This is a genomic window from uncultured Aquabacterium sp. (assembly GCF_947366995.1).
Taxonomy (GTDB): domain Bacteria; phylum Pseudomonadota; class Gammaproteobacteria; order Burkholderiales; family Burkholderiaceae_C; genus Aquabacterium.
Window position 1 is genome coordinate 64,479 of record NZ_CANBCC010000001.1, and the last position, 15,775, is coordinate 80,253.

Below are 15,775 nucleotides of genomic sequence, written 5' to 3' on the forward strand. Positions count from 1 at the left end.
GCAAACCCGAAAGGTGTTTCTGACACTTGGGTTGCATATCGTTACGGGAACCCCCTTGATCAGGTGGGATCGTCAGACCGCGTCGGGCAAAAGAAAAGGGCCCCGGCGGGCCCTTGATCTTCTGTCCGGTTCAGCAGGCGCTTGCGGCGCTCACGGCGTCGGGGGCGCGGCGGTCAGCAGACGCTCGAGTTGCGCCACATCCTCGGCGCTCAGCGTGCCGGCGGCCTGACGCAGCCGGACGCTGCCGACGATGACGTCGTAGCGCGCCTTGTAGAGGTCTTTCTGGGTGTTCGCCAGTGCCGTCTGGGCATCCAGCACATCTTTGTTGATGCGCACGCCCACGCGGTAGCCCAGTTGCGTGGCTTCCAGGGCGAGCTTGGCCGAGGCCTCGGCTGCCTCATACGCCTTGACCTGAGCCAGGCCAGACATCACACCGGTGAAGGCCTGGCGGGTGGTGAGCGCCACACTCCGGCGAGCGTTGTCGACATCGCGCTCCGACTTCTCTTGCAGCGCCAGGGCTTCCTTCACGCGGTTTTCGACCGCAAAGCCGGCAAACAGCGGCATGTTCACTTCGAGGCCCACCGTGGCCGCGGTTCCCGCACCCTGGTTGGTCCGGACGAACGCCGAACTGGCATCCACCTCGGTCTGGGCTACGGAGGCGGTGGCCGCTACCGTGGGCAGGTGACCGGCCCGTGCGCGGTCGATCTCCAGTCGGGCCACATCCAGCCCCAGTTCTGCCTTGCGCACCAGCGGCGCGCCGCGGCTCTTGTCCACCCATTCGTCGACATTGCCGGGATGGAGTCTGTCGAGGTTGCCGGGGGCACCCAGCGGATCGGGCTGGACCTGGTTGCGGCCCACGAGCTGGTCGAGTGCGATGCGCTTGACCTGCAGGTCGTTCGTGGCCGCGATTTCCTGGGCCGTGGCCAGGTCGTAGCGCGCCTGTGCTTCGCGTGTGTCAGTGATGGTGGCGTTGCCCACTTCGAAGCTGCGCTTTGCGGCCGCCAGTTGCTCGGCCAGCGCCTTTTTGTTGGCTTGCGTGGTGGTCAGCACGTCCTGGGCGGCGAGCACGTCGAAATAGCCCTGCGTGAGCCGCGCGATCAGGTCGTTCTCTGCGGTCTGGAGGTCCGCCATGGCGACCTCCAGCGAGCGTTCCGCCTGCCCGATCTGGGCGTTGTCCTGAGCGTTGTAGATCGGTTGGCGCGCTTGCAGGCCCACGCGGCGGCTCGTGTAGTTCGCGTTGTTGCTGCGCTGACCGAGCGCCGCCGTGAGCTGGTTCGGCGGCACTGAGGAATCGAGATGCGACCGCGTCACCGCAGCCTGCACGCCCAAGGTGGGGCGACGCAGCGCGTACGCTTGTTCGACGCGGAATTGCACCGAGTCGGCCTGTGCCTTGGCGGCCAGGTAAGCCGCGTCGTAGCCCCGCGCCGACTGCAGCAGGTCGACCAGATTGTCCGCCTGCGCCCCGGCCGACACCGCCAGTCCGATCAGGGCGGCCGACACCGTACGCCGCAGGCCGGGCCTGGAGGCAGGCGTGGTCCGACGCGCACGGTGCAGGAAGCGGGCGTGGTGGTACATCTCGGGTGTTCCTCGGCTGGACGCGGCGGTCCGTTGGGTGTCAGAAGTGGAAGCGGCTCGGCTCGGTGAAGCCGGGCAGGCGCTGGACGACCGTGTCGAACAGCGCCTGACGGCTGAACTGGTTGCCTTCGCCTCGGGTGAACAGCGTGGCCTGCATGACCGGCTCGCTGCCGACCACGGCCAGCAGTCGGCCGCCGACCTTCAACTGGTCCAGCAGGGCCTGCGGCACCTCCGGCACGGAGCCGCACAGCAGGATGGCGTCGAACGGCGCCTGGGCTGCGAGGCCCTGGGTGCCATCACCCTGCACGACTTCGGCGTTGCTCACGCCAGCCTGGCGCAGGTTGGCGCGCGCGGCCGACACCAGGGCGGCGTCGGCTTCGAGCGCAATGACGCGCTGCGACTTGTGGGCGAGCAGGGCGGTGACGTAGCCGGTGGCCGCGCCAATCTGCAGCACGGTGTCACGCTTGCTGAGATTCAGGTCCTGAACGAGGCGGGCCTCGACACGGGGTGCCAACAGGTTGCGACCTTGACCGAGCGGCAACTCGACGTCCATGAACGCCTGGCTGCGGTGTGCGGCCGGTACGAAATCTTCACGGCGAACCATCGACAACAGACCCAGCACGGACGTGTCCAGGACGTCCCACGGGCGGATCTGTTGCTCGATCATGTTGAAGCGGGCTTGTTCGACGTTCATGCTGGGCATCCTACGAGAGACGGTATGGAAAGGAATGGGGGCAAAACCGTGATTCTAAGAAGAGCCGCTGATTCAGGGGGGCGGGGGCGGTGGGGCGTGCGTGTCCCGGTTCGATGCAGGTGTGGGCAGATGGGCCCGGTGGTGTCTCGCAGATGCCACGCCAGCAGGGGCGGGCTCATGTCCGGGGCGGTGCCGTCAGGCCATGGAGCAGCAGGTCCAGCTGCATGTCGAGGTAGGTCTCGGGTGCCATGTCAGCGAGGCTGCCTGCGCAGGGTGCGAGGCTGTGCTGGTGCATGACGAGAAAGTGAACGGGCGCGATCAAGGCCAGCACCGCCATGCGGGTGTCCACCGGGCGGAACTCACCGCGGTCGATGCCGCGCTGCACCGCACGACCGAGCAAGCGGTGTGTGGGCTCGATGACATGATCGACATAGAACTGGGCGAGTTCCGGGAAGTGGGCGGACTCGGCCATGATGATGGGCACGAGGCCGGAGGCCTTGGCCGATCCGACACGGGCCCACCAGGTGTGAACGAGCAGCCTCAGCAGGGCGGCGGAGTCGCCGTCGAACTGCTCGGTCAGGTCGGTGCCCTCGGCAATCACCTGGACCAGGTAGGTGTGGACGACCGCCTTGAAGAGCTCGTCCTTGCTGGTGTAGTACAGGTAGAGCGTGCCCTTGGAGACCCCGGCCAGTCGCGCGACGTCGTCGGTGCGGGTCGCCGCGAGCCCCTTGTCGACGAACAGCGTGAGGGCGGCCTCGAGCAACTCCTGTGGTCGGGCGGCCTTGCGGCGCTGTCTCAGACGCGGCGCGAGGCTGGCCACTGCCGCCTGGAGCGGGCAGCAGGACTCTGACAGAGGGGGGGCGGCGCGGGAGCGGGAGGATTTGGGCGAAGACACGTCGTTGTGCAACTGACTCGTCGGTCAGTAATGTAGCCCTCGCTGCGTGTCGTGGTCAATCACGGGTCGGGACCGCGCTCGGCATTGGGCCGGGCCGCCAGCCGTTAAGCTGATCGCATGCTCGTCTTCCACAGTGACCGTTTCGAGCCCGATCTGCCCGCCGGGCATCGCTTTCCGATGCAGAAGTACCGGCTGTTGCGCGAGGCCGTGGCCGACACGCTGCCCGGTGTGCGCCTGCGCGAACCGGACGCCGCCGGGGATGCCTTGCTCGCCCTGGCGCATGACCCGGCGTATGTGCAGGCCGTGGCGACGGGCACGCTGGCGCCTGCAGCCGTGCGCGAAATCGGCTTTCCCTGGTCGCCAGCGCTGGTGGAGCGCTCGCGACGGTCGGTGGGCGCGACGCTGGCTGCCGTCGACGCCGCCTGGGCGGAAGGCGTGGGCGTCAATCTGGCGGGGGGCACCCACCACGCCGGCTCGGCGCAGGGCAGCGGCTTCTGCGTGTTCAACGACGTGGCCGTGGCCATCCGGCGGGATCAGCAACGCCGGCCGGGCGTGCGCTGTGCCGTGATCGACCTGGATGTGCACCAGGGCAACGGCACGGCGGCGATCTTTGCCGGTGATCCGGATGTGTTCACGCTCTCGCTGCATGGTGACCGCAATTTTCCGTTTCGCAAGGTGCTGAGCAGCCTGGATGTGCCCTTGCCGGATGGGTGTGACGACGCCCTATACAGCAGGGCGCTGGACGGGGCCCTGGCCCGGCTGAACGAAGCGCACTGTGCCGCGCCGTTCGACCTCTTGTTCTATCTCGCGGGCGCCGACCCGCATGAAGGTGACCGCCTTGGACGGTTGAAGCTCACGGCAGCGGGCCTGAGGCGGCGGGATCGCACCGTATTCGACTGGGCTGCGGCCCGGGCGCTGCCTGTGGTCATGTGCATGGCAGGGGGGTACGGCACCGATCTGGATGCCATGGTGGCCGTGCAGCTCGGCAGCGTGGCCGAGGCGTTTCACGCATGGCAGGCGCGTGCCGGCGTGTGAATAATCGCCGCATGGAACGACCGCAAGCCCAGCCGCGCAGTGCGTATGCACACTTCCAGCCCATCACCACCCGCTGGATGGACAACGACGTGTACGGCCACGTCAACAACGTCACCTACTACAGCTACTTCGACACAGCGGTGAACCGCTACCTCATCGAGGCCGGTGTTCTCGACATTCATGCGGGCGAGGTGATCGGCCTCGTCATCGAGACCCACTGCAACTACTTTGCGCCCCTCGCGTTCCCAAAGAACGTGGAGGCGGGCATCCGGGTCGCGCACATCGGCAAGAGCAGCGTGCGTTACGAGATCGGGCTGTTCGAGGAAGGGGAGGCCAGTGCCGCGGCATGCGGTCATTTCGTGCACGTGTATGTGGACCGGGTCACTCGCCGTCCCGTGCCCTTGCCACAAGCGTTCGTCGTTGCGCTGCGCGCGCTGCAGCTGCCGGCCTGATCCAGAAGTGCCGCCGCGCCCGCGCCACGTCCGCGGGTACTCCCTGAGGGTCACGGACGACACTCTCGGTACAAACTTTCCTATGATTGCCCAAATCTGAGGGCAATCGTTTTCAGATTAAAACTGTACCGTTCTCCGAATCGCGGAGCACGTTTTCTGTACTGCCGGAGGTCAATTCCATGAGCCTGATGGGCCAAATGATGCATATGCCCCTGATGATCTCGTCGCTGCTCGCGCATGCGGCGAAGCACAATGGGGACATCGAGATCGTCTCCAAGCGCGTCGAGGGCGACATCCATCGCACGACATGGGCAGAGGTCGACTTGCGCTCGCGCAAGCTGGCCCAGGCGCTGGACCGTCTTGGTGTCGAGCCGGGCGACCGCGTCGGCACCCTGGCCTGGAACGGCTATCGCCATCTCGAGATCTATTACGGCGTGTCGGGCTCGCAGCGCGTGTGTCACACGATCAACCCGCGTCTGTTCCCGCAGCAGGTGGCGTGGATCGCCAACGACGCGCAGGACAAGGTCATCTTCGTCGACCTCAACATCTTCCCGCTGGTCGAGAAGCTGGCGCCGTCGCTGCCTTCGCTGAAGCACGTGGTGCTGATGTGCGACCGCAGCAACATGCCGCGCGAGTCGGCACTGCCCAGCCTGCTGTGCTACGAGGACATGCTGGCCGCAGAAGATGGCCGCTACACCTGGCCCACGTTTGACGAGAACACCGCGGCCAGCATCTGCTACACCTCGGGCACAACCGGCAACCCGAAGGGCGCCGTCTATTCGCATCGCTCCACCGTGCTGCACGCCTACGCGGCCGCGCTGCCCGATGCCATGGGCGTCTCGAGCGCCGACACGGTGCTGCCGGTGGTGCCGATGTTCCACGTCAATGCGTGGGGTCTGCCGTATTCGGCCGCGCTGATCGGCTGTCGCCTCGTCTTCCCTGGGCACCATCTGGATGGCGGCTCGCTGTACGAGCTGTTCGAGAAGGAGCGCGTGACCTTCTCGGCCGGCGTGCCCACGATCTGGCTGGGTCTGATCAACCATGCCAAGCAGCACGACCTGAAGTTCAGCACCTTCAAGCGCACGGTGATCGGGGGCTCGGCCTGCCCGCCTGCCATGATCAAGACGCTGCAGGACGATTTCGGTGTCGAAGTCATCCATGCCTGGGGCATGACCGAGCTGTCTCCGCTGGGCACGCTCAGCCGCCTGAAAGCCAAGCACGCCGACCTGCCCAAGGAGGACAAGGAGAAGATCCTGGCCAAGCAGGGCAAGGGCATCTATGGCATTGACATGCGGATCGTGGACGCCGAAGGCAAGGAGCTGCCCTGGGATGGCAAGGCGGCCGGCGACCTGGAAGTGCGCGGCCACTGGGTGGTGAGCGGCTACTTCAACATCGACAAGTCGCCGCTGCATGAAGGCTGGTTCCCCACCGGCGACGTGGCGACCATCGATCCGGACGGCTACATGCAGATCACCGACCGCTCGAAGGACGTGATCAAGTCCGGCGGCGAGTGGATCAGCTCGATCGACCTCGAGAACGTGCTGATGGCCCACCCGGCCGTGCACGAGGCCGCGGCCATTGCCTGCGCGCACCCCAAGTGGGACGAGCGCCCGCTGATGGTGGTGGTGAAGAAGCCGGGCGCCGAGGTGGCCAAGGAGGAGCTCATCGCCTTCTTCAAGGGGAAGATTCCGAACTGGCAGACGCCCGACGACATCGTGTTCGTCGAGGAAATTCCGCACACGGCCACAGGCAAGATCTCGAAGCTGCAGCTACGCGATCGCTTCAAGGAGCACAAGCTTCCGTCGGCATGAACAGGTTGATGACCGGCTCGTGACACAAGGCGCCTTCTGGCGCCTTTTTCCATTTGTACGGGTATGTCCCCGATGTCCCGTGGGTGGCGCGAGACACCCAGTGGCATCGGACATCAGGCAAAACGCTGAGCTTGCGGGACTTCCCTGAGGCACCCCGTAAATGAGGGACTTAAATTGTGACGGAAGCCCAATCCATCACGCTTGAAGAGGAGCCTGCAATGACGTTCAAAGTTCGTGCCCTGACCGTGCTCGTGACCGCATCCCTGGCTGCGGGTGCCGCGCTGGCCCAGAAGGGAGAGACGGTCAAGGTTGCCTGGATCGACCCGCTCTCCGGCCTGATGGCCAGCGTGGGCCAGAACCAGCTCAAGAGCTTTCAGTTCGTGGCAGAAAAGATCAGCGCCAGCAACCCCGCCGGCGTGAAGTTCGAGATCATCAGCATCGACAACAAGCTGAGCCCCGCTGAAACGCTCAACGCCCTGAAGTCGGCGGCCGACCAGGGGGTGCGCTACGTGGTTCAAGGCCTGGGCTCGGGCGCTGCCACGGCCCTGGTCGATGGCATCAACAAGCACAACGAACGCAATCCCGGCAAGGAGATCGTGTTCCTGAACTACGCGGCGGTCGACCCCGACCTGACCAACAGCAAGTGCAGCTTCTGGCACTTCCGTCTGGACGCCGACACCTCGATGAAGATGGAGGCCATGACCACCTTCATCAAGGAGCAGGCCGATGTCAAGAAGGTCTACCTGATCAACCAGAACTACGCGCACGGGCAGCAGGTGTCGAAGTTCGCCAAGGCCACGCTGCAGCGTAAGCGCCCTGACATCCAGATCGTGGGCGACGACATGCACCCGCTGGCCCAGGTGCGCGACTTCACGCCTTATGTCGCCAAGATCAAGGCGTCGGGTGCCGACACCGTGATCACCGGCAACTGGGGCTCCGACCTGGCCCTGCTGGTGAAGGCCGCCAACGATGCCGGCCTGACCGCCAAGTTCTACACCTACTACGCGAACTTCGGGGGCACACCCACCGCGCTGGGCACGGCAGCCGATGGCCGCGTGTACCAGGTGGGCTATGGCCACTACAACATGGGTGGTCTCTACGGCAACCTGATCGCCGACTTCAAGAAGCGTTTCAACGACGACTACTACTCGGGCGCCACCTACCACGCGCTGCACCTGCTGTCGCTCGGTATGGCGCAGGCCAAGTCCACTGACCCGGTGAAGGTGGCGGCCGCGATGGAAGGCATGAAGTTCAAGAGCTTCAACGGCGATGTCGAGATGCGCAAGTCCGACCACCAGCTGCAGCAGCCGCTGTACATCGCCCGCTGGCAGAAGCTCGATGCGAAGAACACCTACAACGTCGAGAGCACCGGCATGACCTTCTCGCCCGTGAAGTCGTTCGACGCGTTCGTGTCCAGCACACCGACGTCGTGCCAGATGAAGCGCCCCTGATGCGCTGAGGCTCGCCCGGCCGGGTCGGCCGGCGTGAGCCACCCAAAGGCCGTCGCCCCCGGCGGCCTGCTTTCCCGATGTGCCAGTGCGGTCCGCCACAAGCGGGCCGCTCAGGCCGGTTGCGCCACGCCGTACCGGCCCGGGTCTTTCAACGCGCACGCGCCACCATGGAAACCTTCTTCGTCTTCTTCCTGAACGGCATCAGCTACGGGCTGCTGCTGTTCATGCTCAGCTCCGGGCTGACGCTGATCTTCAGCATGATGGGTGTGCTCAATTTCGCGCACGCCAGCTTTTACATGATCGGGGCCTACCTGGCCTACACGCTCACCGGACTGGTGGGCTTCTTTCCGGCCTTGATCCTGGCGCCCCTTCTGGTGGGCGCCATGGGTGCGTTCTTCGAACGCTTCAGCCTGCGCAAGGTGCACCAGTACGGCCACGTGCCCGAACTGCTCATCACCTTCGGTCTGTCGTATGTGGTGCTCGAGGTGGTTCGCCTGATCTGGGGCCCGGCCAACGTCGACTACCGTGTGCCTGAAGCGCTCAGCGGGCCGCTCTTCACGCTGGCCAATGTGCAGGGCGAGGGCCTGCGCTGGCTGGCCGGTGCGGGCGACCCGTCGGTGTGCGGCCCGGCCACGGGCAACAGCTGCACGCAGTTCCCGCTGTACCGGGGCTTCATGGCCCTCGTGGCGCTGTTCATGCTCGGCTCGCTGTGGTTGCTGCTGACGCGCACGCGGGTCGGTCTCATCATCCAGGCCGCGCTGACTCACCCGGACATGGCCCAGGCCCTGGGCCACAACGTGCCCCGCGTGATGATGGGTGTGTTCGGTGGCGGCTGTGCACTGGCCGGTCTGGCGGGCGTGATCGGCGGCAACGCCTTCGTGACCGAGCCCAACATGGCCGCATCCGTGGGCGCCATCATCTTCGTGGTGGTGGTGGTCGGCGGCATGGGCTCGCTGGCCGGCGCCTTCCTGGCCTCGCTGCTGATCGGCCTCATCCAGACCTTTGCTGTCGTCATCGACGTGTCGGTGGCGTCGGTGATGCAGAAGATGGGCAACCCCGTCGACTTCGAGCACTGGGCCTATCCGCTGCTGAAGATCACGGTGGCGCAAATGGCGCCGATCCTCCCGTACCTGCTCCTGGTGTTGATGCTGATCCTGCGGCCGAAGGGCCTGCTGGGCACCCGCGAGGAGTGATGCCATGACGACCAAGACAACCTACGATTTCAAACCGGTCAACCTGGGCCGGTGGGTGGTGTGGACGCTGTTCGCGCTCGTCCTTCTGGTGGCGCCCAAGGTGTTCACCAGCAGCCTGTCGATGACCATGCTCACGCAGATGGGCACCGCCATCATCATCTGCCTGTCCTACAACATGCTGCTGGGGCAAGGGGGGATGCTGAGCTTCGGCCATGCGGTCTACAGCGGGCTGGGTGCGTTTGCCTCCATCCACGTGCTCAACAAGGTGGGCGCCGGCGCATGGGATGTGCCGGTCAGCCTGATCCCGCTGGTGGGCGGCGCCACTGGCCTGCTGATTGCCGCGGTGCTGGGCGCCGTGACGACGAAGAAGTCGGGCACCATCTTCGCGATGATCACGCTGGGCGTGGGCGAACTGGTGTGGTCGATGTCGCTGATGCTGCCGGAGTTCTTCGGTGGCGAGGGCGGTGTGTCGGCCAACCGCGTGGTGGGCGAGCCGGTCATGGGCATCACCTTCGGCCCGCAGATTCAGGTGTACTACCTGATTGCCGTGTACTGCTTCATCTGCACGGCCTTGATGTTTGCCTTCACGCAGACGCCGCTGGGCCGCATGCTGAACGCGGTGCGCGACAACCCGGAGCGCGTGCAGTTCATCGGGTATGACACGCAGCGCGTGCGCTACTTCGCCTTCATGATCGCGGGCTTCTTCGCCGGCATCGGCGGTGGGCTGTATGCGATCAACTTCGAGATCGTGACGGCCGAGGTGGTCGGGGCACATGCATCCGGCGCCTACCTGCTGTTCACTTTCCTGGGTGGGGCGCTGTTCTTCTTCGGCCCGATCATCGGTGGTGTGTTGATGGTGCTGGCGTCGGTGCTGATGTCGGAGCTGACCAAGGCCTGGCTGCTGTACCTCGGACTGATCTTCCTGTTCATGGTGATGTATGCGCCCGGCGGCATCGCGAGCCTGATCCTGATGAACGTGCGGGTGGCGGCCCATGGCCTGCTTCGCAAGCTGTGGACCTCGTACCTGGCGCTGGCCGGTACCGCGCTGGTCGCGATGACGGGCGTCGCGGTGATGGTCGAGATGATCTACCACCTGAAGCTCAATGAGGCCCTCGGCCCCGTGATGCGCTTTGCCGGTGCCGAAATCGACACGCATGGCACGGATGCCTGGGTGGGCGCTGCGATGCTGTTCATCACTGGCGCCGGCCTCTTCGAGTTGACCCGACGGCAGTTTGCGCGGCAGTGGGGACAGATTCAGGAAGAAATCGAACTGGCTCAGCGACGCGCTGAGGGCCATTGAGGATCACACGATGAGCCAAGTTTCCACATCGACGGCGCCGCTGGCGCTGGAGCTCCGCGACGTCCGCAAGTCGTTCGGCAAGACCGAGATCATCCGGGGCGCCAACCTGGCCGTGGCGGCCGGGGAACGCGTGGCCCTGATCGGGCCGAACGGCGCAGGCAAGTCCACGCTGTTCAACCTGATCAGCGGCCGCATGGCCCCCACCAGTGGCGAGATCCTGCTCAATGGCCAGGCCATTCAGGGCCACGCGCCGTACGAGATCAACCGCCGCGGGCTCGCTCGCAGCTTCCAGGTTTCCAACCTGTTTCCGCGCCTGAGCGTGTTCGAGAACATCCGCTGTGCGGTGCTCTGGTCCATGGGCGAGCGTTATGCCTTCTGGCGCTTTCTGTCCAACCTCACCGAGGTGAACAGCCGGGCCGAAGAGGTGCTGGACATGATCCGCCTGCGTCGCAAGCGCGACACCAGCGTGTCGTCGCTGACCTATGCAGAACAGCGTGCGCTCGAGGTGGGCGTGACGATCGCCGGTGGCGGCAACGTCATCCTGCTCGACGAGCCGACCGCCGGCATGAGCAAGTCGGAAACCGCGAACTTCGTGCGCATGATCCGCGAGGTGACGGAGGGCAAGACCTTGCTGACCGTGGAGCACGACATGGGCGTGGTCTTCGGCCTGGCCGACCGCATTGCCGTGCTGGTGTACGGCGAGGTGATTGCCTGCGACACGCCCAAGAAGGTGCGCGCCAACGAGCGCGTGAAGGAAGCCTACCTGGGCTCGGTGCTGGCCGAGAGCCAGGCCGCCGAAGCCCAAACCAGCGGAGCCTGACGCATGTTGCGCATCGAGAACCTGCATGCCTTCTACGGCAAGAGCCACATCCTGCATGGCGTGAACCTGGAGGTGCAGCCCGGCGAAATCGTGAGCCTGCTGGGCCGCAACGGCTCCGGGCGGTCGACCACCATCAAGACCATCATGGGCCTCGTGGACGGCCACGGCAAGGTGGAGTGGAATGGGCAGAATCTGCTGGGCCACAAGACCTACGACATCGCCCGGCACGGTCTGGGCTACGTGCCCGAAAGCCGCGACGTGTTCCCCAAGCTGACGGTGGAGCAGAACCTGCTGCTGGGCCAGCAGTCGGGCCGCAAGAAGAGCCGCTGGAGTCTGGACGACATGTACCAGATGTTCCCGCGCCTGAAGGAGCGCCAGCACACCGAGGCGGGCGTGATGTCGGGCGGCGAGCAGCAGATGCTGACGCTGTGCCGTACGCTGATGGGTGACCCTGACCTGATCATGATCGACGAGCCGACGGAAGGTCTGGCGCCGAAGATCGTGGAACTGGTGGGCGAGTACCTGAAGGAGCTGCAGAAGCGCGGCCTGGCCGTGCTGCTGGTGGAGCAGAAGCTCACCATTGCACTCGACATCTCGCAGCGCTGCTACGTGATGGGGCACGGCGAGGTGGTCTTCCATGGCACGCCCGATGAGCTGCGCGCCGACCAGTACGTGCGCAAGGAGTGGCTGGAGGTCTGAGCCCCGCCGCCGCTTCTTCGTCCTGAAGCCCGATCCAGATCAAGCTCTGAAGCGCCGGGGCAGATCTGGATTTTTTTCTTGAACTGCTTCAAGGACGCTCCTTCTCTCCAGTCCGAACATGGCTCCGCTTGTATGAGCGGACGCTGTGGATCCGGTCTCTCACCGGTCCACGGCAGCCATGTCGTGGGGTCGCCCGAGGGTGGCCGTCAATACTGGAGAAAGCAACATGAGAATGCCTCAGTGGGCCGCCCTGGCTGCTGCCACAGCTGTGCTGGCGATGACGTCGGGCGCACAGGCCGAGGACGGCAAGGGAATCACCCAGCCGGAGCTGAATTACCAGGCAGGTACGTCGCCGTTGGCCAACGAGCCGATGTACCAGAGCACCAACCCCAAAGCGCCGAAGATGACGCAGGCCGAGTTCGAGAAGGCCCGCAAGATCTATTTCGAGCGTTGCGCAGGCTGCCACGGCGTGCTGCGCAAGGGCGCCACGGGCAAGGCCCTCACCCCGGACGTGACGCTGCCCAAGGGCACGGACTACCTCAAGGTCTTCATTGCCTATGGCTCGCCGGCCGGCATGCCGAACTGGATGACATCGGGCGAGATGAGCGAGGCCGACGTCGACCTGATGGCCCGCTACATCCAGCAGGACCCGCCCTTGCCGCCCGAGTACGGCATGGCCGAGATGAAGAAGACCTGGAAGGTCCTCGTCCCGCCAGAAAAGCGGCCGACGAAGAAGATGAACAATTTCAACATTGCCAACATCTTCTCGACCACGCTGCGTGACACGGGCGAGGTGGCACTGATCGACGGCGACACCAAGCAGATCATCAACATCGTCAAGACCGGCTACGCGGTGCACATCTCCCGCACCTCGGCCTCGGGGCGCTATCTGTTCGTGATCGGGCGCGATGCCAAGATCAACATGATCGACCTGTGGATGGAAAAGCCCGACAACGTGGCTGAAATCCGCGTGGGTCTCGAGGCCCGCTCGGTCGAAACATCGAAGTACAAGGGCTACGAAGACAAGCTCGCCATCGCAGGCAGCTACTGGCCGCCTCAGTACACGATCATGAATGGCGACACGCTGGAGCCGCTGCAGATCGTGGGCACTCGCGGCATGACGGTCGACACCCAGGAATACCACCCCGAGCCGCGCGTCGCCTCCATTGTGGGCTCGCACTTCAAGCCGGAGTTCGTGGTCAACGTGAAGGAAACCGGCAAGACCCTGCTGGTGGACTACTCGGACGTGAAGGCGCTCAAGACCACCGAGATCGGCACGGCCCGCTTCCTGCACGACGGCGGCCTGGATTCGTCGAAGCGCTACTTCATGGTGGCGGCGAACCAGTCGAACAAGATCGCGGCGGTGGACCTGAAGGACGGCAAGCTGGCAGCCTTGATCGATGTGGGCAAGATCCCGCACCCGGGGCGTGGCGCGAACTTCGTGCACCCGAAGTACGGCCCGGTGTGGTCCACAGGGCACCTGGGTGACGAGAGCATTGCGCTGATCGGCACCGACCCGAAGGGGCACAAGCAGTACGCGTGGAAGGTGGTCGACAACCTGAAGAGCCAGGGCGGCGGCTCGCTCTTCATCAAGAGCCATCCGAAGTCACAGCACCTGTATGTCGACAACCCGTTGAACCCCGATCCGCACGTGTCGCAATCGGTGGCGGTGTACGACATCAAGAACCTGGCCAAGGGCTACACCGTGCTGCCGATCGCCAAGTGGGCCGGCCTGAACGATGGCGGCGCCATGCGCGTGGTTCAGCCTGAGTACAACAAGGCCGGCGACGAGGTGTGGTTCGCGGTCTGGTCGGCCAAGGACAAGCAGTCTGCCCTGGTGGTGGTGGACGACAAGACGCTGAAGCTCAAGACCGTGATCAAGGACCCGCGCCTGATCACGCCGACGGGGCACTTCAACGTGCACAACACGCAGCACGACGTGTACTGACCTCCACACCGGAAGGACTTCATCATGAAGAAGATGATCTGCATGCTGGCCGCGCTCATGCTGGCCGGCGGGGTGGCCCACGCGGGCGCCGATGACACCTTGAACAAGACCGGCTGCATGGCCTGCCATGCCAAGGACAAGAAACTGGTCGGGCCGTCGTTCAAGGACATTGCGGCCAAGTACAAGGGCGACAAGCAGGCGCCGGCCCGCCTGGCCGAGAAGGTGCGCAAGGGCGGGGCCGGGGCGTGGGGCCCTGTGCCCATGCCCCCGCACGCACCGGAGCGCCTGAATGACGCCGACCTCAAGGAAGTGGTCGCGTCCATCCTGGCGCAGTGAACCTCACTCGCTCAGGAGGTGATCCATGTGGGTAACCCTGATCAGAAGGATGGCGCTGGCCGGGATGGCGTCGCTGGTCGGGGGTGCGAGTATGGCATCGGATGGTGCGCCTGTGCCCACCACCGATCGCCAGGCGAAGCTGGTCCGCGTGGTTCGCCAGGACTGCGGGTCCTGCCATGGCATGCGGCTGACGGGCGGATTGGGGACGGCCCTCACACCCGACCAGCTGCGTGACTGGCCTGTGTCGTCGTTGGTGGCGGTGATCCTGCACGGTCGACCCGGCACGCCGATGCCGGGCTGGAAGGCGATGCTGTCGGAGGCCGATGCGCGCTGGATTGCGATGCAGTTGCAGGCGGGCTTCCCTGAGGAGACAAATCCATGAAGCGGTGGATCAGATGGGGGCTGGTGCTGTGGCTGCCGATGTGGCTCATGGCCTGCGCCAGTGACGCACCGCCGTTGCGCGGAACGGGCGATCTGGGTGTGGTGATCGAGCGGGCCAGCGGATCGGTGTCCGTGGTGGACACGACACGGCATAGTGTGCTGGGCACCGTGCCAGGGCTGGGCGATCTGTCGCACGCCTCGGTGGTGTTTTCTCGCGATGGTGCGGTGGCCTTCGTGTTCGGGCGCGACGGCGCGCTGACGAGGGTGAACCTGTTGTCGCGCCGCATCGAGGGCCGTGTCATTCAGGCCGGCAACAGCATCGGTGGCGCCGTGTCGCAGGACGGCCAGTGGGTGGCGGCCCAGAACTACCAGCCTGGCGGCATCAAGGTGTTCCGCGCCGACACGCTGGCGCTGGTTGCCGATGTACCGGCCGAGTATGCGCCTGGCCGGTTCTCTCGCGTGGTGGGCCTGGCCGATCTGCCGGGTCAGCGCTTCATCTTTTCGCTTTTCGATGCCGACGAGATCTGGATTGCCGATCTGTCGCGCGACGCCGGGCACCCGGCGATCCAGCGTTTCCGTGATGTCGGGCGCCAGCCTTACGACGCGCTGGTGACGCCCGACGGTCGCCACTACATCGCGGGCCTGTTCGGCGAAGACGGCCTGGCGCTGATCGACCTGTGGCAGACAGAGCCGCGTGTGCGGCACATCCTGCAAGGCTATGGGCGAGGCGAGCAGCCCTTGCCCGTCTACAAGATGCCGCACCTGCGCGGCTGGGCCGTGGCAGGCCGGCAGGTGTGGCTCCCCGCCATTGGCCGGCACGAGGTGCTGGTGGTGGACATGGACACGTGGCAGGAAGTCGGCCGCGTGCCGGTGGCCGGCCAACCCGTGTTCGTGATGGCCCGTCCGGATGGTCGACAGGTGTGGGTGAACTTTGCCGTGCCCGACTACGACCGGGTGCAGGTGATCGACACCCCGTCGCGCCAGGTGGTGCAGACACTTAGCCCTGGCGCGGCGGTGCTGCACATGGAATTTACGCCGCGTGGTGAGTCGGTCTGGATCTCGTCACGCGATGCCAACCGGGTGTCGGTGATCGACACGCAATCCTTCTCGACCCGGTCGGTGCTCGATGTGCCGGCGCCCAGCGGCATCTTCTTCACCAGCCGCGCCCATCGCATGGGGATGTGA

Annotated in this window: 15 protein-coding genes; 12 read left to right on the top strand and 3 right to left on the bottom strand. The window is 65.3% G+C overall.

Annotation, left to right across the window (positions count from 1 at the left end; all coding sequences use genetic code 11):
- Positions 1-150: 150 nt before the first annotated feature.
- The 3 genes from Q0Z44_RS00320 to Q0Z44_RS00330 form a co-directional block, all read right to left on the bottom strand.
- Positions 151-1,575, bottom strand: coding sequence for a TolC family outer membrane protein (locus Q0Z44_RS00320; RefSeq protein ID WP_298008421.1), 1,425 nt, complete (start codon positions 1,573-1,575; stop codon positions 151-153).
- 40 nt (positions 1,576-1,615) lie between these two features.
- A complete protein-coding gene (locus Q0Z44_RS00325) occupies positions 1,616-2,269 on the bottom strand; it encodes a protein-L-isoaspartate O-methyltransferase (RefSeq protein ID WP_298008422.1) in 654 nt (217 codons plus the stop codon).
- 175 nt (positions 2,270-2,444) lie between these two features.
- Positions 2,445-3,089 (bottom strand): TetR/AcrR family transcriptional regulator, encoded by a 645-nt coding sequence (locus Q0Z44_RS00330; protein ID WP_298008423.1) that lies wholly within the window; start codon positions 3,087-3,089, stop codon positions 2,445-2,447.
- A 192-nt stretch (positions 3,090-3,281) separates the two neighbouring features.
- Between Q0Z44_RS00330 and Q0Z44_RS00335 the strand changes: the two genes are divergently transcribed.
- The 12 genes from Q0Z44_RS00335 to Q0Z44_RS00390 all read left to right on the top strand — a co-directional run bounded on the left by Q0Z44_RS00335 (position 3,282) and on the right by Q0Z44_RS00390 (position 15,775).
- On the top strand, positions 3,282-4,199 hold the full coding sequence (locus Q0Z44_RS00335; RefSeq protein ID WP_298008424.1) for a histone deacetylase: 918 nt from the start codon (positions 3,282-3,284) through the stop codon (positions 4,197-4,199).
- Positions 4,200-4,210: 11 nt separating this feature from the next.
- Positions 4,211-4,651, top strand: coding sequence for a thioesterase family protein (locus Q0Z44_RS00340; RefSeq protein ID WP_298008429.1), 441 nt, complete (start codon positions 4,211-4,213; stop codon positions 4,649-4,651).
- A 179-nt stretch (positions 4,652-4,830) separates the two neighbouring features.
- Positions 4,831-6,462, top strand: a complete 1,632-nt coding sequence (locus Q0Z44_RS00345) for a 3-(methylthio)propionyl-CoA ligase (RefSeq protein ID WP_298008432.1) — start codon at positions 4,831-4,833, stop codon at positions 6,460-6,462.
- Positions 6,463-6,680: 218 nt separating this feature from the next.
- Entirely contained in the window at positions 6,681-7,913 is a 1,233-nt protein-coding gene (locus Q0Z44_RS00350; protein ID WP_109035460.1) for a branched-chain amino acid ABC transporter substrate-binding protein, read from the top strand.
- A 167-nt stretch (positions 7,914-8,080) separates the two neighbouring features.
- A complete protein-coding gene (locus tag Q0Z44_RS00355) occupies positions 8,081-9,106 on the top strand; it encodes a branched-chain amino acid ABC transporter permease (RefSeq protein ID WP_298008445.1) in 1,026 nt (341 codons plus the stop codon).
- Positions 9,107-9,110: 4 nt separating this feature from the next.
- Positions 9,111-10,406 (top strand): branched-chain amino acid ABC transporter permease, encoded by a 1,296-nt coding sequence (locus Q0Z44_RS00360; RefSeq protein WP_298008447.1) that lies wholly within the window; start codon positions 9,111-9,113, stop codon positions 10,404-10,406.
- Between the two features lie 10 nt (positions 10,407-10,416).
- Positions 10,417-11,226 (top strand): ABC transporter ATP-binding protein, encoded by an 810-nt coding sequence (locus Q0Z44_RS00365; RefSeq protein ID WP_298008451.1) that lies wholly within the window; start codon positions 10,417-10,419, stop codon positions 11,224-11,226.
- Between the two features lie 3 nt (positions 11,227-11,229).
- A complete protein-coding gene (locus Q0Z44_RS00370) occupies positions 11,230-11,925 on the top strand; it encodes an ABC transporter ATP-binding protein (RefSeq protein WP_298008454.1) in 696 nt (231 codons plus the stop codon).
- A gap of 232 nt (positions 11,926-12,157) precedes the next feature.
- Positions 12,158-13,873 (top strand): nitrite reductase, encoded by a 1,716-nt coding sequence (locus Q0Z44_RS00375; RefSeq protein WP_298008832.1) that lies wholly within the window; start codon positions 12,158-12,160, stop codon positions 13,871-13,873.
- Positions 13,874-13,915: 42 nt separating this feature from the next.
- Positions 13,916-14,209 (top strand): c-type cytochrome, encoded by a 294-nt coding sequence (locus tag Q0Z44_RS00380; RefSeq protein WP_298008835.1) that lies wholly within the window; start codon positions 13,916-13,918, stop codon positions 14,207-14,209.
- Between the two features lie 64 nt (positions 14,210-14,273).
- Positions 14,274-14,591: a cytochrome c gene (locus tag Q0Z44_RS00385; RefSeq protein ID WP_298008838.1), complete on the top strand. Its 318-nt coding sequence runs from the start codon at positions 14,274-14,276 to the stop codon at positions 14,589-14,591.
- Between the two features lie 38 nt (positions 14,592-14,629).
- Complete coding sequence (locus Q0Z44_RS00390) at positions 14,630-15,775, top strand: cytochrome D1 domain-containing protein (RefSeq protein WP_298008841.1); 1,146 nt, start codon at positions 14,630-14,632, stop codon at positions 15,773-15,775.